The organism is Streptomyces sp. NPDC059355 (genome assembly GCF_042752335.1).
GTDB lineage: Bacteria > Actinomycetota > Actinomycetes > Streptomycetales > Streptomycetaceae > Streptomyces.
In genome coordinates, this window is the sequence record NZ_JBHYXN010000001.1 from 148,586 (window position 1) to 172,738 (window position 24,153).

General features: G+C 74.8%; 17 protein-coding genes and 1 pseudogene. 9 read left to right on the forward strand and 9 right to left on the reverse strand.

Features of this window, described 5'->3' with window-relative positions; all coding sequences use genetic code 11:
• Nucleotides 1-571: 571 nt before the first annotated feature.
• A complete protein-coding gene (locus ACFXGI_RS00655) occupies nucleotides 572-2,764 on the reverse strand; it encodes a phosphodiester glycosidase family protein (protein WP_384701156.1) in 2,193 nt (730 codons plus the stop codon).
• Between the two features lie 200 nt (nucleotides 2,765-2,964).
• Between ACFXGI_RS00655 and ACFXGI_RS00660 the strand changes: the two genes are divergently transcribed.
• Entirely contained in the window at nucleotides 2,965-3,930 is a 966-nt protein-coding gene (locus ACFXGI_RS00660; RefSeq protein ID WP_384701159.1) for a DUF4328 domain-containing protein, read from the forward strand.
• A 27-nt stretch (nucleotides 3,931-3,957) separates the two neighbouring features.
• On the opposite strand, the gene ACFXGI_RS00665 is transcribed toward ACFXGI_RS00660, so the two are convergent.
• Nucleotides 3,958-6,024 (reverse strand): SpoIIE family protein phosphatase, encoded by a 2,067-nt coding sequence (locus ACFXGI_RS00665; RefSeq protein WP_384701162.1) that lies wholly within the window; start codon nucleotides 6,022-6,024, stop codon nucleotides 3,958-3,960.
• Nucleotides 6,025-6,077: 53 nt separating this feature from the next.
• Nucleotides 6,078-7,328 carry a DUF6777 domain-containing protein gene (locus tag ACFXGI_RS00670; protein WP_384701165.1) on the reverse strand — a complete coding sequence of 417 codons (1,251 nt, stop codon included), beginning with the start codon at nucleotides 7,326-7,328 and terminating at the stop codon, nucleotides 6,078-6,080.
• A 98-nt stretch (nucleotides 7,329-7,426) separates the two neighbouring features.
• Here ACFXGI_RS00670 and ACFXGI_RS00675 point away from each other — a divergent pair, with 98 nt between their 5' ends.
• A complete protein-coding gene (locus ACFXGI_RS00675; protein ID WP_384701168.1) occupies nucleotides 7,427-8,752 on the forward strand; it encodes a streptophobe family protein in 1,326 nt (441 codons plus the stop codon).
• 29 nt (nucleotides 8,753-8,781) lie between these two features.
• Here ACFXGI_RS00675 and ACFXGI_RS00680 read toward each other — a convergent pair whose 3' ends face one another.
• The 3 genes from ACFXGI_RS00680 to ACFXGI_RS00690 are packed head-to-tail and all read right to left on the reverse strand — an operon-like array spanning nucleotide 8,782 to nucleotide 12,800.
• Complete coding sequence (locus ACFXGI_RS00680; protein ID WP_384701170.1) at nucleotides 8,782-9,729, reverse strand: serine/threonine-protein kinase; 948 nt, start codon at nucleotides 9,727-9,729, stop codon at nucleotides 8,782-8,784.
• Nucleotides 9,729-10,415: a hypothetical protein gene (locus ACFXGI_RS00685; RefSeq protein ID WP_384701173.1), complete on the reverse strand. Its 687-nt coding sequence runs from the start codon at nucleotides 10,413-10,415 to the stop codon at nucleotides 9,729-9,731. Before ACFXGI_RS00685 ends, ACFXGI_RS00680 begins: the two co-directional genes overlap by 1 nt.
• Before the next feature lie 6 nt (nucleotides 10,416-10,421).
• The gene (locus ACFXGI_RS00690) at nucleotides 10,422-12,800 is read right to left on the reverse strand and encodes an FHA domain-containing protein (protein WP_384701176.1); all 2,379 of its coding nucleotides are present in this window, start codon (nucleotides 12,798-12,800) and stop codon (nucleotides 10,422-10,424) included.
• A gap of 161 nt (nucleotides 12,801-12,961) precedes the next feature.
• On the opposite strand from ACFXGI_RS00690, the gene ACFXGI_RS00695 reads away from it, so the two are divergent.
• The 5 genes from ACFXGI_RS00695 (at nucleotide 12,962) to ACFXGI_RS00715 (ending at nucleotide 18,291) form a co-directional block, all read left to right on the forward strand.
• Complete coding sequence (locus ACFXGI_RS00695) at nucleotides 12,962-14,026, forward strand: cation diffusion facilitator family transporter (protein WP_384701179.1); 1,065 nt, start codon at nucleotides 12,962-12,964, stop codon at nucleotides 14,024-14,026.
• Nucleotides 14,027-14,056: 30 nt separating this feature from the next.
• Nucleotides 14,057-14,539: an NUDIX domain-containing protein gene (locus ACFXGI_RS00700; RefSeq protein ID WP_384701182.1), complete on the forward strand. Its 483-nt coding sequence runs from the start codon at nucleotides 14,057-14,059 to the stop codon at nucleotides 14,537-14,539.
• A gap of 54 nt (nucleotides 14,540-14,593) precedes the next feature.
• Entirely contained in the window at nucleotides 14,594-15,850 is a 1,257-nt protein-coding gene (locus tag ACFXGI_RS00705; RefSeq protein WP_384701810.1) for a Tm-1-like ATP-binding domain-containing protein, read from the forward strand.
• A gap of 198 nt (nucleotides 15,851-16,048) precedes the next feature.
• The gene (locus ACFXGI_RS00710; protein ID WP_384701185.1) at nucleotides 16,049-17,677 is read left to right on the forward strand and encodes a serine/threonine-protein kinase; all 1,629 of its coding nucleotides are present in this window, start codon (nucleotides 16,049-16,051) and stop codon (nucleotides 17,675-17,677) included.
• Entirely contained in the window at nucleotides 17,674-18,291 is a 618-nt protein-coding gene (locus tag ACFXGI_RS00715; protein ID WP_384701188.1) for a hypothetical protein, read from the forward strand. Before ACFXGI_RS00710 ends, ACFXGI_RS00715 begins: the two co-directional genes overlap by 4 nt.
• 274 nt (nucleotides 18,292-18,565) lie before the next feature.
• Here ACFXGI_RS00715 and ACFXGI_RS00720 read toward each other — a convergent pair whose 3' ends face one another.
• Nucleotides 18,566-19,855 carry an ATP-binding protein gene (locus ACFXGI_RS00720; protein WP_384701191.1) on the reverse strand — a complete coding sequence of 430 codons (1,290 nt, stop codon included), beginning with the start codon at nucleotides 19,853-19,855 and terminating at the stop codon, nucleotides 18,566-18,568.
• Between the two features lie 160 nt (nucleotides 19,856-20,015).
• Between ACFXGI_RS00720 and ACFXGI_RS00725 the strand changes: the two genes are divergently transcribed.
• On the forward strand, nucleotides 20,016-21,500 hold the full coding sequence (locus tag ACFXGI_RS00725) for a hypothetical protein (RefSeq protein WP_384701193.1): 1,485 nt from the start codon (nucleotides 20,016-20,018) through the stop codon (nucleotides 21,498-21,500).
• A gap of 78 nt (nucleotides 21,501-21,578) precedes the next feature.
• Here ACFXGI_RS00725 and ACFXGI_RS00730 read toward each other — a convergent pair whose 3' ends face one another.
• Nucleotides 21,579-22,394: an alpha/beta hydrolase gene (locus tag ACFXGI_RS00730; RefSeq protein WP_384701196.1), complete on the reverse strand. Its 816-nt coding sequence runs from the start codon at nucleotides 22,392-22,394 to the stop codon at nucleotides 21,579-21,581.
• 155 nt (nucleotides 22,395-22,549) lie between these two features.
• Here ACFXGI_RS00730 and ACFXGI_RS00735 point away from each other — a divergent pair, with 155 nt between their 5' ends.
• Nucleotides 22,550-23,314: a trypsin-like serine peptidase gene (locus ACFXGI_RS00735; RefSeq protein WP_384701199.1), complete on the forward strand. Its 765-nt coding sequence runs from the start codon at nucleotides 22,550-22,552 to the stop codon at nucleotides 23,312-23,314.
• A gap of 365 nt (nucleotides 23,315-23,679) precedes the next feature.
• Here the strand turns inward: ACFXGI_RS00735 and ACFXGI_RS00740 are convergent.
• A pseudogene (locus tag ACFXGI_RS00740) lies at nucleotides 23,680-24,144 on the reverse strand (NUDIX domain-containing protein); the annotation flags it as partial.
• Nucleotides 24,145-24,153 lie beyond the last annotated feature (9 nt).

Here is a 24,153-nt window from a genome sequence, read left to right on the forward strand (position 1 = left end):
TCGCCTTTGGCGAAGGCGTCGGCTCCGACCAGGGTGCGGCCTGTACGGGGGGTGGTGATCGACAGGACGCCCTCGGAGCGGTCGGCCGCGAATTGCGGGGCGCCGAGGGTCAGGACGGCGGCCCGTTTGCCGGTGGTACGGCGGAACTCGGCGAGCAGACGCCCCGTCAGGGCATCCTCCTTGCGGTCCACGGTGGCGGGTGCGTACGCCCGTACGACGGCCAGCGCGCCCGTGCCCGGCTCGCGGGCGGCGGCCGCCAGAGCTTCACGCAGGGCGCGCATCCGGGACAGGCCGCCTCCGCGCACGGTGGGCTCGGCGGTGTCGAGCGGCAGGAACCGCACGCCGCGGTGGACGAACTCCGGCCGGTCGGTGCCGGTCAGCACGAAGTCGGCACCGGGGGCCCCGGCCCCGAGGGTGAACCTCCAGGGCCGCGCCCGGACCCGGGCCTCGGTGGCGACGACCGGATCCCGGACCACGGGCACGGCGGCGGGTCCGGTCGGCGGGGTCCGGGCGCCGAGGGTGTCGAGCGCGAGCCTCCCGGGGCGGGTCCCCCCGGTCGCCGAGAGCCGGGTCACGGTGAGCGGCGGCTGCGCGGTGGCCGGGAGCGGAAGGGTGACCTCCCGCCAGCCGGTCCAGTCCGCGGCGGGCCCGAGCACCTTGACGGCGGCACCGTCGGCGTCGGCCAGTTCCACGGCGGCCCGGGCCCCGGAGCCGTCGCCGCCGACCCGGAGCGTGAGCGCCCGGGCCAGCTCGGGCACGGGCAGGGGCCGGGGCGCGGCTGCGCTCCTCTGCGCTCCGGCCGCGGGCAGCTCCAGGGAAAGCCCGGCGCCCGCATGCCCCTCGGCCACGGAGACCCCCGCTCCGGCCCAGTCCGCGGCGTCGGCCAGATCGGGGTGACGGGCAGCGTCACCAACCCGACGCCGAGGGCGATGTCGGCGGATGCGCGGGGGGCTGCGGCCGCTCGGCCGGCCCCGGGCACGGCAGCCCTGCCGGGCTTCCCCGAGGCGGCGGGCGCGCCGGAGGCCCCGGGAGCACCGGCAGAACGCGCAGCACCGGCGGCACCGGCCGCAGCCGCCGCACCCGTCGGCCGGACCGTGGCCCGCAGCCGGCCCGTGGCCTGCCGGACGAGGGCGGTGACGGTGAAGCCCCCTCGGCCGTCCTCGGTGACGCTCCACTGCGACCGGTCGAACTCCAGGGCCACGTCCCGGGGTTCCACGACGGCGGCCGCGCCCTGCGCGTCGTACCCGGTCAGCCGGAACCCCGCGCTCTCCCCCCGCTCCGCGAGCCCGATCCGGGCCTGACCGGGCCGGATCCGGGTCAGCAGGCCGAGCACCGTGAGCGGGAGCGCGCCGTGCGCCGTCGCGCGCCGGGCGTGCGCCGTCGCACGACCGGGGCGCACGGCGTGGAACACCCCGGCGGAGTCGACGCTGCCGGCTCCCTCGGCGTACCACGCCGGTGCCCCCGGGGCCGGGCCCAGCAGCGCGTCGTACCCGGTGGCCGAGAGGGTCCGGGTGAGCCCGGGGAAGACCCGGGTGAGGTCCTCGGCGGTGCCGCCGACGGCTTCGACCCGGTACCCGGCGGTCCGGCCGGAGCCCGCCGGGGCCGTGAGGACCAGCCCGTTCGGCACGGGCCGGGGCCGTCCGTCCGACGGGGAGTTCTCCAGGACCAGCGCGCTCGCCCCGCTCTGCCCGGCGAGCAGGGTCGTGGAGCCCCCGCCGTCGAGGTTCAGGGCCTCGTACGCGCCGAGCCGGTGCATCAGTGCCCCCAGCGCGGTCAGGGTGAGACCGCCGCTGTCCCGCTGGCGGCCGTCGACGGCGAGGATCCGCAGCCGCCGCCCGTCCCGCGAGAAGCCGACGGCCGTGCGGGGGGCGGCGGTGTCGTTCGGTTCGCCGTCGTGGTTCTGCGGCACACCGGCCACGACGAGGGCCTCGCGCCCGCCGACGGCGGCCACCGGGACGGGACCCGTACCCGGGACCGCCCGGGCGGAGACGGCCACGGCGTCCCCGGGCCGCAGGGCGGCGAGTTCGGCGGCGACGGCGCCTCCGGCGGGAGCGGCCAGCAGGACGGTGCCGGGGGCGGGGCGCTCCCGGCGCACCGGGCCCCGCACGGGCGGGGCGGCGGCCGTGACCCGGCCGTCCCGGACCCCGACGGCGGTACCCAGCGCGGGCAGCTGCTTCCCCTGCCAGTCGGCGGTGTACGCGGAGAGGCCCTCGGCGGTGGGCCGGGCCGCGTTGTAGCCGGTCAGCGGGCGCACCACCCCGCCGGGCAGGGTGGTGCTCCCGTCGAGGCCGAGTCGCAGCACCCGGCCGCTGCCGTCGGCGCCGAAGCCGACGGCCGGCGCCGCGCCGGGCCCCGGGCCGGCGGAGTGCAGCAGCCGGCCGCCGCCCAGGCCGGGGCCGAGCGGTGCACCCGTACCCCGGATGTCGAAGAAGTCGCCGTTGACGGCGGCGACCACGCGCCGCCCGGGCCCCGCGGGATGGCGGGCGGCGGACTCGGCGACGGTGGCCGGGCCGCGGCCGCCCAGGTACTCGGCGCGCACCCCGCCGCTCCCGCCGAGGTCGACGAGGAGTTCGTCGATCCGCAGCCAGCGGTCGGCCTCCAGCCGGTCGTACGATTCCAGCCGGAGCCCGGGGGCGATCTGCCGGCCGGTACGGGCGGTCTCGATCCCCTCGGACCCCACGCCGACGGCCCGCGCGGGGGCGGCGGCGGGGGTGACGAGGAGGACGGCGAGCAGGACGGGCAGCAGCGGGCGCGGGCTCAGCACCCAGGCAGGATCGGCCACTCGGACCGCCCCCGGCGGGCACTGCCGTCCGTGCCCCGCGGTTTCAGCCATTCGCCCGGCATCCGGCCCCGGATAAGGATTTGGCGGCCGGATGCCCGGCTGGCAAGGTTCGAGCGGGTCCGCCGCAGGTCGGCGGGCACACGCATCTCTGAATCATGTTCCCGTGGGGGGGTACACACCACATGTCCTCGAACGAGCCGCAGGGCACGCCGACTCCACCTCCGGCTCAGGCCCCGGCCGCAGCTCCGACGGCGTCGCAGCCCGCGACCGAGACCGACGCCTCGGTCGCGACCGCGGCACCTGCGCCGGAGCAGCCGACACCGCCGCAGCCGTACCCGGCACCGGCGTACCCGGCCCAGCCCTCCGGCCCGCAGCCCTACCCGGCCCCGCCGTACGCCGGACAGCCGTACGCGGGACAGCCCCAGCCCGGCCACCCCGCCGGCGCGTACCCCGGCATGCCGTACGCCGCCCCGTGGCCCCCCGCGGACGTGCTGCGCTCCCCGCGCGGTCTGGCGGTCGCGGTCACCGCACTGCTGGGGGTCGCCGCCGCGGTGAACCTGTTCTCGGCAGCCATCAGCGGGTACGTCTTCTCGCTCATGAAGCGGCTGACAGCCGACCCGGCGGGCGTCGGTGACGACGCACTCGACCGGTCGGACACCCTGACCGCGATCGCCGGATCCCTCCAGTTCCTGATCCTGCTGGCGACGGCGGTCGTCTTCATCATCTGGTTCCACCGCGTCCGCGTGAACGGCGAGATCATGCGCCCCGACGCTTTCTCCCAGACACGCGGCTGGGCCATCGGCGGCTGGTTCATCCCGCTGGGCAATCTGTTCCTGCCCTACCGGACCGCCAAGGAGATCTGGACGGCCAGCACCCAGTTCGCACCGGACGGCTCGTTCCGCGAGGTCTCCGCCACTCCCGTCAACGCCTGGTGGGCCGTGTGGGTCCTCTCGGCCTTGTCCGACCGGGTGTTCAGTGCCCAGTACGGGCGGGCCCAGACTCCCGAGGCCCTGCGCGACGCGTCCGCCGTGGGGATGGTCACCGACCTCCTCACGGTCGTCGCGGCCGTCCTCGCCATCGTCTTCGTCCGCAAGCTGACGGCCATGCAGACCACGAAGGCGGAGCAGGGCCCGTACGCGGCGGTCTGACCCGCCGCCCGGCGGTGCCCGCGCGGCTCACGCCGCCGCATGCTCCGGGACGGCGAACTCGCACCACACGCTCTTCCCGCCGCCCCGGGGCTCCACGCCCCATTCCTCCGTCAGCCGGTCCACCAGCAGCAGGCCGCGCCCCGACACCGCCCAGTCGCCCGCCTCGCGCCGGCGCGGCAGGGCGCTGCTGGTGTCCTCGACCTCGATCCGGATCCGGCCCTCCGAGGTCAGCCGTACGTTGACGTGGCCGCCTCCGTCGGTGTGCACGAGGGCGTTGGTCATCAGCTCGTCCGCCGCCAGTTCGATCTCGTCGGCCCGGTCCTCGGCTCCCCACGCGGACACCGCCGCGCGGATCAGGTGGCGGGCCATCGCCGGGCCGTCGGGGTCTCCGGGATGGAGTGGCAGGCGCAGCGGGCCGCCGCCGCGCGCGGCGGGGGTGCCGCGGCGGCGCAGCAGGAGCAGGGCCATGTCGTCGCCGACCCCCGCGTCACCGACGAGGTCGCACAGGACGTCGGCGAGCTCCTCCACGTCCGCCGGCCCGCCGCAGACCGCCTCCATGAGCTCCTGCATCCCCGCCTCGGGGGCGCCGTCCGGCCGTTCGAGCAGGCCGTCCGTGCACAGCACCAAGGTGTCGCCGGGGTGCAGTTCGAGGCTGGTCACGGGATAGCCGGAGCCGACTCCCGACCCGTCGCGGGGCGGCAGCCCGAGCGGAAGTCCGCCCGCCACCGGGATGCGGTGGCAGCTGCCGTCGCCACGCCGCACGACCGGGTCGAGGTGGCCGGCGCGGACCATCTGGAGCATGCCGCTGTTCAGGTCCACCTCGGCGTACGTACAGGTGGCGAAGCGGTCCGTCTCCAGCTCCCGCAGGAAGGCCGACGCCCGCGCCATGGCGGTGCCGGGCGTGTGCCCCTCGGCCACGTACGCCCGCAGGACGATCCGCAGCTGGCCCATCACGGCCGCGGCGTCCGTGTCGTGCCCCTCCACGTCGCCGATCATCACCCCGACGCGGCCCTCGCCGAGCGGGACCACGTCGTACCAGTCCCCGCCGATGTCCCGCCCCATCCGGGCGGCCCGGTACCGTACGGCGATCCGCGCGCCCGGCACCTCCGGGATCCGGCGCGGCAGCATCGCCCGCTGCAGCCCCTCCGCCAGATCGTGCTCCTGCTCGAAGAGGATGGCCCTCTGGAGGCTCTGCGCGATGCCGCTGCCGAGTGCGACGAGCAGGTTCCGCTCCTCGGCGGTGAAGTCCCCGTCCCGCGTGTACAGCAGCCCGAGCGCGCCGACGGCCCGGCCCTGCGCGATCAGCGGCAGGTAGACGCCGCTGCGCACGGAGAGCGGCTCGATGTAGGGCCAGAGCTCCGGGTAGCTCTGCTGGAATTCCTCGCGCGAGGCGATGAAGACCGGCTGGAGGTTGCGTACGGCCTCGCTCATCGGCAGCCGCGCGTCGATGCGGGTGTACTCGATCTCCGGGACGTAACTGCCGAGCTGCCCCTCCGCGACGAGGTGGATCCGGCCGCCGTCGACGATGCCGAGCATCACGCTGACCGCGCCGAGGTGGCCGAGGGCCTCGGGGTCCTTGAGGACGTCGGTCACGTCGTTGACGGTGCGGGCGTGGGCCAGGATCGCGCTGGTCCGCTCGACGACTCCGGTCATCCGGCGGCGTCCCTCGGCCTGCTCGCCGCCGGCGCCGGGCTCGCCGGGATCGTGGGCGGCGTCGCGCAGGATCCCGATGATCCGGTACGGCCGGCCGTTCACCTCGCGCAGGATGTGGCCCTGGATGTGGGTCCAGACGGGGGTTCCGTCGCGCAGGCGGGTGCGTACGTATGCCCCGTAGTGGCTGCGGCCGTCCTTGAGCGCCTGGGCGACCCGGGCGTCGAGCCGGACCTCCTCACCCGGCGACACCCGCGCCCGCAGCCCCTCGGGGGTGCCGGTGAACTCCTCCGGGCGCAGGTCGAGGACCTCGAGGGCGGTGGGATCCAGATGCATCTGCCCACTGTCGAGGTCCCAGTCGAAGGTGCCCATGCGGTTGAGCGCGAGGCTCATGTCCGGCTGCGCGGGCCAGTCGAACTCGGGGCTCGCTCCCCTTTCGGCCATGCAGCCAGGGTCTCACCGTTCCCCTGCGCGTGCCCGCACAAGCCGCCCGCCCGTCAGCCGGGCCCCTGCGCGGACGGTGTGGCGGAGTCCCCCGGTTTCCCCGGCGGGGGCTCGGACGCCGGCTTCGACGCGGGCTCGGACGCCGGTTCGGACGGCGGTGCGGACGCGGGCTCGGACGGCGGCGCGGAGGACGGCGGGGGCGAGGACGGCGGGGGCGAGGACACGGACGCCGATTCGGCCGGGGAGCGCGAGGGGGGCGGCGGGCTCGGGGGCTCCGCCGAGGTCGCGGGGGCGGGGTGCGAAGGCGTGACCGGCGCGGGCGGGAGCACCGGCGGCGGCACGGGCTTGTCGTGCTTGCCCTGGTGGTCGCCCCGGCCCCGCTCGAACCAGCCCCGGTCCTGCTGGTCGTACATCACGAACTTGTGGACGACCGTCTCCGACGGCGCGATGACCACCACCTTCGACGGCTGGTACGAGCTCCACGGCTGCCCGTGCCGCTTCGGGTCGGCCGGCAGCGCCACCGGGGCACCGAGCGGGTTGCCGCACGCGCACCGCACCCGCGGCACCCCCCGGTCGTCGATCAGCACCGCCGTCCCGGCCTGGAGCACCGCCTGGTAGGCGGTGGCCTTCCCGTCGCGGTAGCCGTGGTTGGTGACCCGGGTGTCCGTGCGCAGCTGCACCGGGGTCAGCGCGCGCAGGTATCCGGGTACGGACTCCGGCCGGATGCCGAGCGCCGAGGCGAAGGCGCCGTTCTTGGCGGGCTCGGCGGACAGCGCCCGGATCTGCTTCTCGACGTCGCAGCTGGCCACGGACCGGGTGCCGCCGTACAGGCCCGGCGCCGAACCGCTGATGCTGGGCGTGGCGGTGGTGCCGGTGCCGGGCGTGGCGCTCCGCGCCGACGGCGCCGGGCTCTGCGGCGGCGGTACGGCCTCCCGCGTGACGGTGGACTCGGTGAAGGGGGCGGGTCCGGTGGCGGCGGCGGGCTGGAGGAACACCTCGCCCCGGGCGGAGGGGGAACCGCTCGGCCGGGTCAGCACCACGGCCAGGACGACGGCGGCGGCCACCGCCACGAGTGCGGTGGCCAGCCGGGGCACGGATCGCCACCAGGGCCCCTTGGCGGGTGGCCCCGGCGGACCCGGCGGCGTGCCCCCGGACGGTGGAGCGGGCGGCGGAGTCGGCGGCGGGCCCTGCCGGCCGCCCGAGAGGGGGCCGGACGGAGGACCGGTGGGGCGGCCTGCAGGCGGCTGCGAGGACTGCGTGGGCCGCTGCGGCTCCTGGCCGGGGCCGGAAGGTTGCGTGGTCACGGGCTCTTCTTCCCAGGCGGCGGAGTTCCGGTCCCTGCGGACCATTGTGTGCGTCGTCCCGGTGGTGGCCGCAAGCCGAGCGTGCCTACGGTTGCAGCGTGAGTGCGAGCAGTCCGTCGTCACCGCGTCCGTCGTCACCGCGCCCGGCAGCACCGGGTGCGGCATCCGGGTTGTCGGCGCGGGCCTGGCGGGACGCCCTGGTCGCCGTCGTGGCGGGCTTCGCGCTGATGGCCGCCGTCGCCGCGGCCGGTCTGGCCTGCGCGGGGGCGACCGGTCTGCCGGGTGGCGCGTTCCCCCGGGTCGTCGCGGCGGTCGTCGTGATGGCGGCCGGCGGATCGGTCGAGGTGACGGGCGGGGCGGGTTTCCTGGCCGAGGCCGACGCGAGTCTGTCCGTACTCCCGCTCTCGGTGAGTCTCGCCGGGGCCCTGGCGGCCGGGGCCCTCTTCCTGCGTCCCCTGCACAACCGGGCGGTGGCCCGGCCGGGGGAACTCCTGACCCGGGCCGGCCCGTTGGTCCTGCTGTGGCTGCTCGCCCTCACCGGCGCCGCGCTCCTCGCCCGCCAGACCTTCGGGATCGCCACCGGCGACTCCCCGGTGGCCGACCTCGCCGAGGTCCTCGACGCCTCCCCGAAGGTCGGCTTCCGGGCCGCCCTGCCCGCGACCCTCGGCTTCGGACTGCTGTGGATCCTGGGCCTGCTGCTGATCGCCCTGCTGGTCTCGCGCCGGGCGCCGCTCCCGGCCCGGCTGGTCCGCTTCCACGCGGCGGTGCGCCCCGCCGCCTTCGCCACCGTGGCCCTGCTCCTCGCGTACGTGGTCCTCGGCGTCGTCGTCGGCCTGGTGGTGGCGGCCACCCAGGGGCACGCGGACAGGACCTTCGCCGTGATCCTGCTCGGCCTGCCGAACCTGGTCTGGCTCGGGCTCACCCTGGGCTTCGGCGGGGCCTGGGAGGGCAAGGTGGAGGGGCCGCTCGGGTTGCCGATGCCGCAGCTGCTGGACGAGGTGCTGCGCGGGACCGACCTGTCCCGGGTCGACGTGGCCTCGCTCGCCGCGCGCGACTCCCGGGCCTGGTGGCTGGTGGCCGTCGCCGCCGTGCTGCTGCTCGCCACGGGCTTCCTGGCCGCCGTACGCTCCCCGGCCGGCATCCGCGCCTGGCAGCACGCGCTCCATCTGGCCGTGGCCCTCGCGCTCGCCACCTTGATGGTGTGCCTGCTGGCCGGTGTCCAGGCCCGGTTCGGGCTGTCGCTGCTGGGCATCGGCGATGTCGGCGGGCTCGGCGGTGCCGTGGAGCTGCGCCCGCTGCTGTGGCGCAATGTCGGGCTGGCCCTGCTGTGGGGTGCGCTCGCGGGCTTCCTCGGTGCGCTGCTGGCCCGCCCGGTCCACCGCCGCGGCCTCGTCGAGAAGCCGCCCGCGGCCGCCGGAGGATGACCGCACGGCAGTCGGAGGGTGACCGGCCGTCACCCCGTGTCTTCGCCCCGGAACACCGGCAGCGCCCAGCGCGGCGGCGGGGGCGGCGCGCCGGGCGGCGGATCCGACTCGGCTCCGGCCCTGCGCAGCGCACCCGTGAACTCCAGGCAGCTGCTCCACCGGTCGTCCGGTGATTTGGCCAGGGCCTTCGCCAGCACCTCGTCGACCGCCGCCGGCAGACCGGGCCGCCGTGAGCTCACCGCAGGGGGTGGATCGAACTGGTGGGCCCACAGCAGCGCCATGTCGTCGTCCCGCCGGAACGGCGGGCTCCCGGTCAGCGTCTCGTACACGACGCAGCCCAGGCTGTAGACGTCGCAGCGGGCGTCGACGGGCTTGCCGGAGATCTGCTCGGGCGCCACGTAGTCCAGGGTGCCGACGAACTGCCCGACGCTCGTGAACCCGGTCAGCGACAGCGACTTCTTCGTCAGCCCGAAGTCCGTCAGGTACACGTGCTCGGGGTGCTCGCTGTCCGTCCCCTCCGCGACCAGGATGTTCCCCGGTTTCACGTCCCGGTGCACCAGGTCGTGGGCGTGCGCCGCGTCCAGCGCCGAGGCCACCTGGCCCGCGATCCGGGCCGCGGTCTCCACCGGCAGCGGCCCGGTGCGGTCCAGCAGTGCGCGCAGGTCCTGTCCGGGGACGTACCGCATCGCGATGTACAGCAGCCCGTCCGTCTCGCCCGCTTCGAAGACCGGCACGATGTGCGGGTGATCGATGGCCGCGGCCACCTTGGACTCGTGTGCGAAGCGCTGCCGGAAGACGTCGTTGCGGGCGAGTTCGGGGGCCAGCAGCTTCAGCGCGACCGGCCGGTCCAGCCGCAGGTCGCGGGCGAGGTAGACGACCGCCATGCCGCCTCGGCCGATCTCGCTCTCCACCAGGTACCCGGCGATCTGCTTCCCGCGGAGGTCGGAGGGGCGCCCGCCCAGGGGCTCGGCGGCCATCACCGCCCTCCGCCCTCGGGCGGGGTCACGATCCGCGTGGGCTCGTGCCCGGCTTCCCGCCCGGCCGCGGCGGCCCGTGCCGGGTCCGCCCGTACGTCGGCTCCGGCCCCGCGGTCCTCCCGCGCCGACGCCGCCGAGAGTTCCGACGGCTCCGAGAGCTCCGAGGGCTCCGGCTCGCCCGGGGCCCCGGCCGCCTCGCCGACCGCGTACGTCACGAGGCCGGTGGCGTCCCCGTACATCCAGCGCCCGCCGGCCTCCTCGTACAGCCAGACGGACTCCCCGTCGACCACGATGCCCGCCCGCAGCCCCCGCGTCGCCCGCCGGAACGCGTCGGTGCCGGTCCGCCCCGAGGCGAGGTCGGCGGCGGCCTGCCGGTAGCGCTCCAGGGCCTCGGCTGCGTGCGCGAGCAGCGGCAGCGGGTCCTCGGCGCGTTCCGGCGGCCGGCCACCGGTCGCCGGGGGCGGTTCGGGTACGGGGACCAGGAGCCGCCCGTCCACCCAGGCGGACCAGCCGTTGGCGCACAGGATCTCCCCCCGCTCCCCGCGCCGGGACAGCAGCTGTACGGGCAGGAAGGGGTCCAGGGCCGCGGTGGGCCGGGAGAGGTCGGGCCCCTCCCAGGCGGGCAGCCCCTCCCGGGGGACCACGTGGGTGGGGTGGAAGTCGGCGGGTCCGGCCGTACTGGTCATCGGCGGCTACTTCCGCATGATCGCGGGCTCGTGGCGGCGCAGCAGCCGCAGGACCACGACCCCGAACAGGACGGACAGGGCGATGAGCATCCCCATGTCCAGCAGCCACACCCCGGCGCTGTGCGCGAAGAGCGGGTCGTCCGTGAGCTTCCCGGGCACGATCGCGCCGAGGTCGACGGTCGCGGCCATGGCGCCGAGTGCCCACCGGGAGGGCACCAGCCAGGCCAGCTGTCCGATCACCGGCACGCCGTCGAGCTGGAGCAGGGCCCCGCAGAAGACCACCTGGACGATGGCGAGGAGGACCAGCAGAGGCATGGTGACCTCCTCCTTCCGGACCAGGGCGGAGACCAGCAGGCCGAGCATCATCGCGGTGAAGGACAGCAGGGCGACGGCGAGGGTGATCTCGATCAGGGGCGGCATGAAGACGCCCTTGCCTCCGGGGGCGTTGGTGTCCACTCCGTACAGCCCGACCAGCGTCAGCACCACGGCCTGGGCGACGGTGACGGCGCCGAGCACCAGCACCTTCGACATCAGGTAGGCGGATCTGGACAGGCCTACGGCCCGTTCCCGCTGGTAGATGACGCGTTCCTTGACCAGCTCGCGTACGGCGTTGGCGGCGCCGGTCAGTACGCCGCCGACGCACAGGATGAGCAGGGCGTTGATCGCGGTCTCCGCCGTGAGGGTGCTGCCGGCGAGGGCCCGGGTCATGGCGCCCATGACGAACGGCAGCGCGATCATGATGGCGAGGAAGGTGCGGTCGGCGCTGAGGGCGGCGGCGTAGCGGCGCATCAGGGTGGAGAGCTGGGAGCCCCAGCTCTGGGCCTTGGGCGGCGGGGCGACGAATGCGGCCGCCGCGGACCGGTCTCCGTCCGTCCGGGGCTGCCGCGCGGCGTTCCGTACGTACGTGCGGTGCTGCGGGGAGCTGCGGTACTCCCCCGCCCAGTCCCGGCCCCGCTCGTTCTCGAAGGCTTCGAACGCCTCGGGCCACTGCTCGAAGCCGAAGAAGCCGAGGGTCTCCTCGGGCGGCCCGAAGTACGCGATGCGCCCGCCCGGGGCGAGGACGAGCAGCCGGTCGCAGACGTCGAGGCTGAGCACGCTGTGGGTGACGACGATGACGGTGCGGCCGTCGTCGGCGAGGCCGCGCAGCATGTGCATGACCGACCGGTCCATGCCGGGGTCGAGGCCGGAGGTGGGCTCGTCCAGGAAGAGCAGGGAGGGCTTCGTCAGCAGTTCGAGGGCGACGGAGACGCGTTTGCGCTGGCCGCCGGAGAGGCTGTGGATGGGCTGGTCGGCGCGCTGCCCGAGACCGAGTTCGCCGATCACCTCGTCGACGCGGGCCTGGCGTTCGGCGCGCGCGGTGTCCTGCGGGAAGCGCAGTTCGGCAGCGTAGGCGAGGGCGCGGCGGACGGTGAGCTGGGCGTGCAGGATGTCGTCCTGGGGGACGAGCCCGATGCGGCTGCGCAGTTCGGCGTAGTCGCGGTAGAGGTCGCGGCCGTCGTAGAGGACGGTGCCGTGGTCGGCGGGGCGCAGTCCGGTGAGGGCGCCGAGGAGGGTGGACTTGCCGGCTCCGCTGGGGCCGACGACGGCGAGCAGGCATTTGGCGCCGACGGGGAAGGAGACGTGGTCGAGCAGGGTCTTCCGGCCGTGGTCGACGGTGACGGCGAGGTCCTGGACGTCGAGGGAGACCTCGCCGGTGTCGACGTACTCCTGGAGCTGGTCGCCGACGAGGCACAGGGCGGTGTGGCCGATGCCGATGATGTCCCCCTCGGTGACGGGGGCGCGGTCGGTGCGGGTGCCGTTGAGGAAGGTGCCGTTGTGGCTGCCGAGGTCGGCGATCTCGTACGTGCCGTCGGCGAGGGCGCGCAGTTCGGCGTGGCGGCGGGACACGATGAGGTCGTCTACGACGAGGTCGTTGGCGGGGGCGCGGCCGATGCGCACGGCGGTACGGGCGGGCAGCGGGCGCACGGTGGTGGGCCGGCGGAAGGTACCGGTGAGGGCCGGGTACGACACCGAGGAGGGCCGGGCGTCGACGGGTCCGCCGGCCGGGGCGGCGGGGGCGGCCGGAGCCGGGCCGTGCAGCAGGGCGCGCGGGCCGTCGGTGGCGGCGCCGAAGCGCAGCTCGCTGCCTTCGCCGACGCTCCACGCGTGGATGCGGTGGCCGTCGGCCCAGGTGCCGTTGGTGCTGTCCTCGTCCTCCACGGTCCAGTGGTCGCCGTCGGGGCGCAGGATCGCGTGGTGCCAGGAGACCCGGGCGTCGTCGAGGCAGATCTCGCAGAGGGGGTCGCGGCCGACGTGGTACGTCCGTCCCGGGACCATCGCGGTGGTGCCGGCGTCGGTTTCCAGGACGAGCTCGGGCGCGGTCGCCGCACCGGGGCGCTGGGCCATGTGGAGATTTTCCCACGATCCGCCCGGCTCGGCAGCGATCTACATCACCGCAGGTCAGCGGCCTCTTATGGGTAATGACAACGGTCCCCGTTGCAGCCTTTGCCCATTGCGCCACGGTGCGCTTCACTTCACGCGTCGGAACCGAACACACGGGGGACGCCATGAGTGGGCTCGACCACGCGCACGACCGCCACGCGCCGCACGACCACGGCCACGACCACGCCGCCGGCCACGATCACGGCCACGGCGGGCAGGGCGGTCACGGCGGGCACAGCCACGGCGTCTCCGCCGACGCCGACCGCCGCTGGCTGGCCATCGCGCTCGGCCTCATCGGGACGTTCATGGCGATCGAGGTCGTCATCGGCGTCGTGGCCCAGTCGCTGGCCCTGATCTCCGATGCCGCCCACATGCTCACCGACGCCGTCTCGATCGTCCTCGCGCTGATCGCGATGCGGCTCGCGGCCCGCCCGGCGCGCGGCGGGTTCACCTACGGCCTCAAGCGCGCGGAGATACTCTCAGCCCAGGCCAACGGGCTCACCCTGCTCCTGCTCGCCGTCTGGCTGGCGTACGAGGCGGTCCGGCGGCTGCTCGACCCGCCGCCCGTGGCGGGCGGGCTGGTCCTCGTGACGGCGCTCGCGGGCATCGTCGTGAACGTGGCCGCCGCGTGGTGCATCTCCAAGGCGAACCGCTCCTCGCTCGCCGTCGAGGGCGCCTACCAGCACATCCTGAACGACCTGTTCGCCTTCATCGGCACCGCCGTGGCCGGCCTGATCGTGCTGACCACGGGGTTCGTCCAGGCCGACGCGATCGCCACGCTCGTGGTCGTGGTGCTGATGGTCAAGGCGGGCTACGGGCTGGTCCGCGAGTCCGGCCGGATCTTCCTGGAGGCCGCCCCGGCGCACATGGACCCGGACGCGGTCGGCGACCGGCTCGTCGGGCACCCTCCGGTCACCGAGGTGCACGACCTGCACATCTGGACCATCACCTCCGGACAGGCGGCGCTGTCCGCGCACGTCCTGGTCGAACCGGCCGGCGACTGCCACGCCGTGCGCCGCGACCTGGAGCGCCTGCTGGAGAAGGAGTACGGGATCACGCACACCACCCTCCAGGTGGACCACGCGCAGGAGGCCCTGCTCACGGTCGGGCGCCCGGGCGAGGGCCCGGCCGACCCGCACTGCGCGGACGCGCACGGCCCGGTGCACCGGCAGGGTCCGCACGACCACTGAGGAGCCCTCGCACGGGGCATACATGGACGCATGACGCAGAAGCGCAGCGCCGGACTGCTCCTGTTCCGCACCGCCGCCGGGCCGGCCGGCTCCCCGGACGAGGGCATCGAGGTCCTCCTCGGCCATATGGGCGGCCCGTTCTGGGAGCACAAGGACGACGGTTCCTGGGCCATCCCCAAGGGCGAGTACGAGGAGGACGAGGCCCCGATCGACGCGGCCCGCCGGGAGTTCACCGAGGAGATCGGCCTGCCGCCGCCCGAGGGCCCGTACCTCCCGCTGGGCGAGCTGCGGATCCCCGGCGGCAAGCTGGTGACGATCTGGGCGGTACGGGCGGACCTGGATCCGGCGCTGATGGTGCCCGGGACCTTCACGATGGAATGGCCTCCGCACTCGGGCCGGACGCAGGAATTCCCCGAACTGGACCGGGTGGCCTGGTTCACTCCCCCGGTGGCCGAAACCAAGCTGATTCCCTCTCAAATCCCTTTCCTGCAGAGGCTGTTGGGGCTTTCGTGAGGTTGACCCGACCTTGACTTGCCAACAAACCCCACGTGCATGGACATTGCACATATGACGATCGTCGTGCTGGTGGGAACCCTGGACACCAAGGGTGTCGAGTACGGCTGGCTGCGCGAGAGGCTGCTGCGCGCCGGCGTCGAGGTGATCATGGTCGACACAGGAATCATGGGCGATCCCCGGGTGCCCGCGGACGTACCGCGCGAAGCGGTCGCCCGGGCGGCCGGGACGGAACTGTCGGAACTGCGCGCGGCCGCCGACCGGGGCGCGGCCGTGACGGCGATGGCCAAAGGTGCCGAGGCGACGCTTTTACGCCTGCACGCCGAGGGCCGGCTGCACGCGGTGCTCGCCATAGGCGGCAGCGGAGGCACCTCCATCGCCACCCGGGCCATGCGCGCGCTGCCGCTCGGCGTGCCGAAGCTGATGGTCTCGTCCATGGCGTCCGGGGACGTGGCCCCGTACGTCGGATCCTGCGACATCACGATGATGTACAGCGTGGTGGACATCGCGGGGATCAACAGCATCTCCGCGCCGGTCATGGCGAACGCGGCCGAGGCGGCCGCGGGGATGGCCAAGGCCTTCCAACGGGCCTCCATGGAACTGCACCGCCCGGCCCGGCTGGGCGCCGGCTCCCGCCCGCTGATCGCGGCGAGCATGGCGGGCGTCACCACGATCGGCGTGGACGCCGCGCGCGAGAGGCTGACCGCACTCGGCTACGAGGTACTGGTCTTCCACGTCAGCGGCACCGGCGGCCGCACCCTGGAGACCCTGGCCGGCCAGGGCATCTTCGCGGGCGTCCTCGACCTGACGCTCAGCGAGCTCGCCGACGACCTGTGCGGCGGCGTCCTCAGCGCCGGCCCCGACCGGCTCAGCGCCGCCGGGCGGGCCGGGATTCCGCAGGTGGTGAGCCTGGGGGCGCTGGACATGGTGAAGTTCGGCCCGCTGGAGACCCTGCCCGAACGGGCCCGCTACCGGCGGGTCCACGTACACAACCCGTCCATCACGGTGATCCGCACGACCCGCTCCGAATGCGCGGAGCTCGGCCGCCGGGTCGCCGCCAAACTCCGGGCCGCGACCGGCCCCACGGCCGTGTGCGTCCCACTCCGCGGACTGTCCACGCTCGGCGCCCCGGGCGGCACCTACCATGACCCGGACGCGGACCGGGCCCTGTTCTCGGCGCTGCGCGAGGGGCTGCGGGGCAGTTCCGCCCGGCTCTACGACTACGACACCCACATCAACGACCCGGACTTCGGGAGGGCGGCCGCGGACCGGCTGCACACCATGATCGGCGCGGCGGCGGCCGCGGCGTGACCCCGGGAAGACCCGTGTACGGCCCCCGTAAAACACCCTGACCACCGTGTGAAATGCTCCGCGCGGTTGGGAACCGGCCGTGGCGCAAACCGTGTCCCTGGGTGTGGCCGCTCGGCACGAGCGGACCGCCCGGGGCCGGGGCGCGGCGACGCGGCCGACACAGGGACACGGGTACGGGACACGGGTACGGACGGGGGCATGACGATGAAGAACGCGTGGACGGTGCCCGGCTATGCGCAGGTCCGGGAGCTCGGCTCGGGCGGCAGCGGCCGCGTGGTACTCGCCGTCCACGAGGCCACGGGCACGCCGGTCGCGGTGAAGTACCTCAGCGACCGGCTGCGCGAGGACCCGGCGTTCGTCGGGGAGTTCCGGGCCGAGGCCCGCCTCCTCGGCGGACTGGACACCCCGTACGTGGTCCGGTTGTACGAATACGTCGAGCACACGGAGGCGCCGGCCGGCGCCGCCATCGTGATGGAGCTGGTCGACGGGATCTCCCTGCGCGCCCTGCTGAAGCAGGCCGGGCAGGCCGATCCCGAGGCCGCGCTCGTGGTGCTCAAGGGCTCGCTGCTGGGCCTGGCCGCGGCGCACCGGGCGGGCGTGGTCCACCGCGACTACAAGCCCGAGAACGTACTGGTCTCCGCCGACGGCTCCTCGAAGCTGGTGGACTTCGGCATCGCGGCGCGCCGCGGTACGACCCCGGGGGTGGCCGGCACCCCGGCGTACATGGCCCCCGAGCAGTGGCAGGGCCGCCCGGCCTCGCCCGCCGCCGACGTGTACGCGGCGACGGCGACCTTCTTCGAGTGCCTGACCGGCCGCAAGCCCTTCGCCGGGGAGAACTTCGCGGAGCTCGCGGTCCAGCACATAGAGGCGCCCGTCCCGGAGACCGAGGCCCCGGAGCCGGTCCGCCCGCTGATCCGGCGGGGTCTGGCCAAGGCCCCGGAGGAGCGGCCGGAGAACGCCGAGGAGTTCGTCTCCGAGCTGGAGGGCGTGGCGCTGGCCGCGTACGGGCCCGACTGGGAGGAGCGCGGGCAGCGCAAGCTGGCGGCGCTCGCCGCGCTGCTGCCGCTGCTGTTCCCCTCCGCCGGCGCCCCGGCCGCGGGCACCACGGCAGTGGCGACGACCACGATCGCGCAGCCCTCGCGCTGGGCCCCGGGCCGGCGCGGTCTGATCGCGGGCGGCGCCGCGCTGGTCCTCGGCGTGCTGACGGCGCTCACGTACAGCGCGGCCGGCGGGGAGGCCGGCGGGGCCGCCGCGCTGAACGCGTTCGCGACGTCGAGTGCGAGCCCCGGCGCCACGGGCCCCTCGCCGGCGCCGGGCCCGAGCACGTCGGCGAGCCCCTCACCGTCCGCTTCCCCGTCCCCCTCCCCCTCCCTCTCCCCGTCCGCCTCCGCGTCGCCTTCGTCCACGCCGAGCCCGGGCTACTCACCGGTGGCCACACCCACCGTCACGGCGCCGACCACCCCGCCGCCCACCACCACCCCGCCGCCTTCGCCGAAGCCGACGGTGGTCGTCGGCGCGGTGTCCGTCACCGTCCGGCAGACGGGAATCTCCGTCGGCCAGGCGACCGTGAGCGTCGATGCGAAGGGCACCGCGCCGGTGACGGTGGTGCTCGAATGGTTCACGGGTGACGTGGAGGGGCGGCTGGGCAAGGCGGACGGCGCCGCGGACACCCTCACGTACCAGCCGGGCGCCGCCGCACCCCTCGTCAAGACCCACACGTTCTCCGGCGCGGGCTGCTACTGGGGCGTGCGCGCCACCACCAGGCCCGCCGCCGGCAACGGTTCCTCGACCAGCCAGGTCTTCATCAGGCGGTGCACGATCTCATGAGCGACAGCGACAGCGACGACGACTACAGCGCCACCGTCCTCGGCAGCCACTGGTTCAGCGGGCCGCAGCCGACGCAGCAGCAGACCCGGGTCCAGCCGCGGGAGGCCGTGCCCGACCGGGTCGAGGGCTCGGTCCTTCGCTTCGGCCCCGGGGTGACGGCCGCCATGCCGGCGCCGTTCCCCGTGGTGGTCGCGGAGCCGGTGCCGCGCCGCCGGCGCGGGGAGTGGCGGCGGTACACCCTGGCCGCCGTGATCCTGCTCGCTGTACTGGCGTACCTGGCCTGGCAGCGGTACGGACCCGCCATCGAGGTACGGGACGTGACGGTCGCGACCGCCGACCCGCAGGGGCCCGGCTGCGATTCGACCGCCGACGTGGTGGCCGTCGTACGGACCAACGGGCGGCCGGGGACCCTCACGTACCGGTGGATCCGCTCCGACGGCACGCAGTCGGAGCAGCTCACCGAGCGGGTGCCGCGCGGCAGGAAGGAAGCCCGGCTGCACCTCCTGTGGACCTTCCAGGGCCGGGGGACGTACGGGGCCGAGGCCGAGCTCCGGCTGGTCTCGCCCGGGGAGCGCACCGCGTCGACGCGGTTCACGTACCGCTGCGCCGGATAGTCCTTCCGGCCGAGGCGGCAGACCCGGCGGTGGCCGTCCGGCCGAAGCGCGCGCACTCCGCCCGCTGGTTGACTCGAAGGCGTTGACGAGGGCTCAGGGACGCCCTCCGGCGCCCCTGCGCGTCACGTTCCAGCCGGCGAACACCCCAACCGGAGCGCGGCCGTCCCGCACGGATGCCAGTCCGCGCGGGAGGCCCGCAGCCGCTTTGGGGAGTGGCTGCGGGCCATCCTGCCGACCTGTCCGTGGCAGGCCGGACCCGCCCCCGTCCGGGGTCTCAGAACCTGGCGTGGGCGGTGATGTCCGCCTCGAACTCGCCCGTCATCGCAGGCGTCACCGTCGGCCGGCACTGCGCGACCGCCGCCAGGTAGTCCTGCGTGGAGGCCCCGAGCTGGGCCGCCGCCGCTCCGCGCGCGCCCACCGCCTCCAGGTCCCGCTCGAAGGACACCTGCGCCGCGATCCGCGCCGCGTGTTCGATGTCGGCCGGGGTGAACAGCTCGCTCGCGGCCACCAGCGCCGCCACGTCCACATCGGTGCGGCCCGCCGTGTAGCGGGACCAGATCGCGGCGCGCGCCCCGGCGTCCGGGGTCCCGATCGGGATCAGGTAGTCGAAGCGCCCGGGTCTCAGGAACGCCGGGTCCAGCGAGCGGATGGAGTTGGTGGCGCACACCAGCAGCCGCTCGTCACCCTCCCGGAATCCGGGGATCAGCTTGAGCAGCTCGTTGGTCACCCCGTGGATCCCGCCGGGCTGCGCGGGCTCGGTGCGTACGGGCGCGATCTCCTCGACCTCGTCGATGAAGACGAGGACCCGCTCCAGCTCGGCGATCCGGGCGAACGCGTCGCGCAGCGCGGCGGCCAGGTTCCCCTCGCCGGCGAGGCGGGAGGGCAGCAGTTCCACGAAGGGCCAGCCGAGCCGGGAGGCGATGGCCCGGGCGAAGGTGGTCTTGCCGGTGCCGGGCGGGCCGAAGAGGGTGATGGCGCGCGGCGGCCGCACCCCGTGCGCGGCGGCCCGCTCGGGCTCGGCGAGCGGGAGGACCACGCGCCGTTCTATGAGGTCCTTCTCGTGCTCCATGCCGGCGACCTTGGTCCACAGGTCGCCCTGGAGGAAACGGCCGCCGAGGTCGTCGAGGAGGCCGGCGGCCGGTCCGTGCAGCGGCTCGGTCTTCTCGAAGTAGGCGACGGCGGGCTGGCGCGTGTACCCGGCGTTGAGCAGGCCCTCCCCGAGCAGGTCCTCCTCGGGCAGGACGTACGCGATCCGCCCGACGCGGGCGGCGATCAGCCGCCGCTCCAGCTCGACGAGGAGGGCGCTGGCCAGGCCCCGGCCGCGCCAGCCGGCGGCGATCGCGATCCGCATCACCCAGGCGCGCTCGCCGGTGACGCAGGCGAGGGCCGCGCCGATCGGGACGCCCTGGTGGACGGCGACCACGCAGGGCTGCCGGTCGGTGAGGGCGCTGATGCACTCGGCGAGCGAGAAGACGGACTCCTGGCCGAGTTCGGCCGTGGTGTCGATCAGATGGACCACCGCGGCGAGATCGCTCTCGCGGTAGTCGTGGATGAGCCAGTTCACCGGGTACCGCCCCTCGTTCGTGCTCCTGCGGCGAGGCTAGGGGCGGGCGGGTCCGGCGATCACGCTCCGCGGTGCACAACAGCCGGTCCGGAAACCGTCCGTGTCGTCCATAGACTGGTGCCTTCCGCCCGAACGCCAGACCTAGGATTCCAGCGCCTTCATGCATTGCCACATACCCGCGGCCCGTCGCGGGCCCCTCATCTGGCTCATCCCCTCCCTGTGGACGCTCGGGCTCGGTCTGTGGGGGCTCGCCCGGCAGGACAGCGTGTGGCGGGACGAGGCGGCGACCTGGCAGGTGGCGGGGCGCTCGACGGGCGAGATCGTGGACATGCTCGGCAACGTCGACGCGGTGCACGGGCTGTACTACCTGCTGATGCACGGGCTCTTCGAGGTCTTCGGGGCGAGCACGACGACCCTGCGGCTGCCGTCGGTCCTGGCGGTGGCGGCCGCCGCGGCCTGCGTGGCCGTGATCGGGCGACGGCTGGCCGGGTTCTGGGCGGGGCTGGGCGGCGGGCTGGCGCTCGCGCTGTTGCCGGCCGTGCAGTTCTACCTCCAGGAGGGCCGCCCCTACGCGCTGGTCGCGGCCGGTGCCGGGCTCTCCACGCTGCTGCTGGTCTCGCTCCTGTCCGAGGTGCCCGGCACCGGGCGGAGCGGGCGGCGGGCCTGGCCGCGGTGGACGGCGTACGCGGTCGCGGTGCTGGTGTGCGCGCTGCTGAACTGGCTTTCGCTGCTGGTCCTGCCCGCGCACGCGGCGACGCTGTGGTGGGTGCGGGCCGGGCGCGGGGTGTGGCTGCGCTGGGCCGCGTACGGGGCCTGCGCGGTCGCGGGGGCACTGCCGCTGGTGCTGTTCAGCCGGAGCCAGTCCGACCAGGTGTCCTGGATACCGCCGCTGACCTGGCACATGATGATCGGCCCGGCGATCCTGCTGGCGGTCGGGGGTGTCTGTGCCCTGGCGGACCGGCCGCGTGCGGGCCGGCTGTCGGCGACGGCCGTGGGGCTGCCGCTGCTGGCGGTCCCGCAGCTCGGCCTGATCGGGATCTCCCTGGTCCAGCCGCTGTTCCTGGACCGGTACGTGCTGTTCAGCATGGTGGGGCTGGCCCTGCTGATCGGGGCGGGGCTGGCAGCGGCCGTAGGAGCCGCCCGACCCCTGTTCCCCAGGGGAGCCGGCCTGCTCGTGCCGGGTGCGATCGGGATATCGGTACTGGCGCTGCTCCCGGTGGAGCTGGGCAAGCGGGCTCCGGCCAGCCGGGTCGACGACGTACTGGCGGTGGCCGGGGAGGTGGCCCGGCTGGGGCGGCCCGGGGACGCGGTGGTGTTCGTACCGGCGGCCCGGCGGGACACGGCGCTGGTGTCGCCGGAGGCCTTCGCGGGGCTGGCGGACGTGGCCCTGGAGCGCAGTCCCGTGGCCTCGGCCACCCTCAAGGGCGAGGAGGCGGACCCGGCGCGGATCCGGGAAGCGCTGCTCGGGCGGTCGCGGGTGCTGCTGGTGACGGACGCGGCGAAGGTGGCGAAGCCCTCGGGGGCCGCCCGGGACGCGGCGAAGGCCGCGGTGCTGAAGGAGCGGTTCACGGTGGTGGAGGACCGGCAGGTCCGGGGCCGCCGGGTGACGGTGTACGAGCGGCGCCAGGGGGTGTCCGCAAAGTAGCGCCGGCCGCCCGAAGGGCGGTCGCGTGCCGGGCGTCGCGGGGCAGGCGGGACTTCGCGGACACCCCCTGGCGCGCGTTCAGGCGGCCGCGGCGGCGGTGTGGGAGTCCAGCCAGGACAGTGAGGCGCGGGCCAGGTCCGGCCAGCCGTGGTCGACGATCAGGGAGTGGCCGCGGTCCTCGAAGCACTGGTACTCGGTGGTCGCGTGCGAGTGGCGGTACTGCTTGTAGGTCGAGCGGGTCAGCAGGTCCGGGACGGTGTGGTCGAGCCGGCCGGACAGCAGGAGCAGCGGGCCGCGGGTCTCGTTCCCGGTGTCGACCTTCGCCGGGGAGTGCGGGGTGAAGTTGCCGAGGGCCAGCTGGAACAGCGGCCGGGCGCTGCTCGGGATGGTCCACTCGTCGTAGAGCTCCTCGGACTCCTCCTCGGAGACGGCGTTGGCGAAGCCGTAGCGGAACTGCTCACGGTTGAGGGAGACGGACCGGCGGGTGTTGCCCGGGTTGTGCAGGACGGCGAACGTCGACTTGGCCTGGGCCGGGGCGATGGCCCTGACGCCCTTGATCTGCCCGGGGCAGATGGCGACGGCGGCCTCGGCGAGGCCCTGGCCCAGCAGGTGCTGGGCGATGAACCCGCCGACCGAGTGCCCGACGAGGACGGGCCGGACGGGCAGGTCGCGGATCACCTTGGCGTGTGCGTCGGAGATCTCGACGAGTCCCACCCCGGCCTGGTCGTCGGGGCGGCGCCGGGCCTCGGCGACGGTGTCCGGCACCCCGGGCCACTCCGGCAGGACGGGTTCGTAGCCGGCTTCCCTGAAGGCGTCGGCCCACCCCTCCCAGCTCGTGGAATGCAGCCAGAGGCCGTGGATGAACACCACGGGCGTGCGGTGCTGTGCGGTCATGGGGGACACACCTCCTGGACCCCCCTGCCGGCCTCTGCCAGTCTCGCCCGCGCGGCGGGCGGCCGCCTGCGGAGCCCGGATTCACAGGACATTCATATGGAATATGAGGCTCCGGCCATAGCTTCGGTGGGGAGGCTCGGGGCATGATCCCCCGCATGCTTCCTCGACCGGCCCACAGCGCCCGCACCCGGCGGGCGTCCCGGATCCTGCTGGCGCTGGCCGCGATGGCCGCGCTGCTGAGCGTGGACCTGCCCGACGCGGCGGCCGTGCCGCCGCTGGGGGTCACCGCCGAGGCCGGGTCCGATCCGACGGCGAACCGGGTGGGCGCGCTGTTCGCGGGCTCCCTCGACAGCGGGCACTTCTGCACCGCGGCGGTGGTGCACAGCGACGACCGCAACGTGATCGCGACCGCCGCGCACTGCCTGGACAATCCGGACAGCACCGTGTTCGCGCCGGGCTACCGGGACGGCAAGGCCCCGTACGGGACGTGGAAGCTGACGGGCGTGTCCCTCGCCCCGGGCTGGACGGACGGCAAGGACCCGGACGAGGACATCGCCTTCGCGACGGTCGCCCCGGCGGACGGCGGCACGGCCCGCATCGAGGACGCGGTGGGCGGCTTCCCGGTGGCCACCGCGCAGCCGGACGACGTGACGGTGACGATCCTCGGCTACCCCAGCAGCGACGAGGCCCCGCTGCGCTGCGCGAACACCACGAGCCTGTTCTCCGAGACGCAGCGCCGGATCGACTGCCCCGACCTCAGCGGCGGCACGAGCGGCAGCCCCTGGCTGGCGGACGGCACCCTGGTCGGCGTCCTCGGCGGGTACGAGGGCGGCGGCACGGTCCCGGAGGTCTCGTACAGCGCGGTCATGGACGACCAGGCCCTGGAGCTCTACCGCGAGGCGGCGGTATCCGCAGGCTGACCCCCGCCCCGCCCGGCGGGCTGCCCGGGGTCGACCGGGTCCGTGTGGAAATCGTCCGGCCGCTCCTCCTGGAGCCGCCCGACGCGGTTGCCGAGCAGTTCGACCGCCTCCTGCAGGCTCGCGCCGAACTCCTCCCGGATCTTCTGCACGGCCTGGATCGTTCGGCTCCCGAGGATCAGGTGGTCGATCCGCGACCAGCTCGCCGCCGTGGCCTCGCTCGGGTATGTCAGGGACTCGACCTGGATCCGCAGCCGGCCGAGGTCGCCCAGGGCCGCGTCACGCTCGGATCGCGCCCGCTCCAGTTCGGCGCGCAGCGCGCCGGGGTCCCCGTCCGGCACGGCGTTCTCCACCGTCGGGCCCGGCATCGGTGCGAACCAGGTGGGGGCATCGTGGCGGGCCCGGTGGATGCGGTCCACCGCGAAGGGTTCCAGCTCGGGCAGGGCGTCCACCTCGAACCAGGCCACCTCCAGCGACTCGCTGTCGTTGACGCGGGCCTCGCCGCCGGTGGCGCGGCAGCGGAAGGTGATGTCCTGGAACTGGCAGACGTCCCCGTTCGGGTACGTGATCGGTTCGAGCATCTGGACCAGCACCACCCGCTCCGGGACGCAGTGCACCGCCGTCTCCTCGTACACCTCGCGCACCGCCGTCTGCGCGGGCTGCTCCCCCGGTTCCGCGATCCCGCCGACCACGGACCAGCGGCCGGTGTCGGAGCGGCGGCCGAGCAGGACCCGCCCGTCGTCGTCGAAGACGATGGCGGTGACCCCGGGCAGCAGGAGCAGCTGGTTCCCGGCGGAGGCGCGGATCTGGCGGATGAACTCAGGTGTGGTCATCCTCCGACC

Excerpts from the sequence above, each read along its gene's own strand:
- ACFXGI_RS00660 (WP_384701159.1), top strand. The coding sequence starts at position 2,965 with ATGTCCTCGAACGAGCCGCAGGGCACGCCGACTCCACCTCCGGCTCAG.
- ACFXGI_RS00665 (WP_384701162.1), bottom strand. The coding sequence starts at position 6,024 with ATGGCCGAAAGGGGAGCGAGCCCCGAGTTCGACTGGCCCGCGCAGCCG.
- ACFXGI_RS00680 (WP_384701170.1), bottom strand. The coding sequence starts at position 9,729 with ATGGCCGCCGAGCCCCTGGGCGGGCGCCCCTCCGACCTCCGCGGGAAG.
- ACFXGI_RS00685 (WP_384701173.1), bottom strand. The coding sequence starts at position 10,415 with ATGACCAGTACGGCCGGACCCGCCGACTTCCACCCCACCCACGTGGTC.
- ACFXGI_RS00690 (WP_384701176.1), bottom strand. The coding sequence starts at position 12,800 with ATGGCCCAGCGCCCCGGTGCGGCGACCGCGCCCGAGCTCGTCCTGGAA.
- ACFXGI_RS00695 (WP_384701179.1), top strand. The coding sequence starts at position 12,962 with ATGAGTGGGCTCGACCACGCGCACGACCGCCACGCGCCGCACGACCAC.
- ACFXGI_RS00700 (WP_384701182.1), top strand. The coding sequence starts at position 14,057 with ATGACGCAGAAGCGCAGCGCCGGACTGCTCCTGTTCCGCACCGCCGCC.
- ACFXGI_RS00705 (WP_384701810.1), top strand. The coding sequence starts at position 14,594 with ATGACGATCGTCGTGCTGGTGGGAACCCTGGACACCAAGGGTGTCGAG.
- ACFXGI_RS00710 (WP_384701185.1), top strand. The coding sequence starts at position 16,049 with ATGACGATGAAGAACGCGTGGACGGTGCCCGGCTATGCGCAGGTCCGG.
- ACFXGI_RS00715 (WP_384701188.1), top strand. The coding sequence starts at position 17,674 with ATGAGCGACAGCGACAGCGACGACGACTACAGCGCCACCGTCCTCGGC.
- ACFXGI_RS00725 (WP_384701193.1), top strand. The coding sequence starts at position 20,016 with ATGCATTGCCACATACCCGCGGCCCGTCGCGGGCCCCTCATCTGGCTC.
- ACFXGI_RS00730 (WP_384701196.1), bottom strand. The coding sequence starts at position 22,394 with ATGACCGCACAGCACCGCACGCCCGTGGTGTTCATCCACGGCCTCTGG.
- ACFXGI_RS00735 (WP_384701199.1), top strand. The coding sequence starts at position 22,550 with ATGCTTCCTCGACCGGCCCACAGCGCCCGCACCCGGCGGGCGTCCCGG.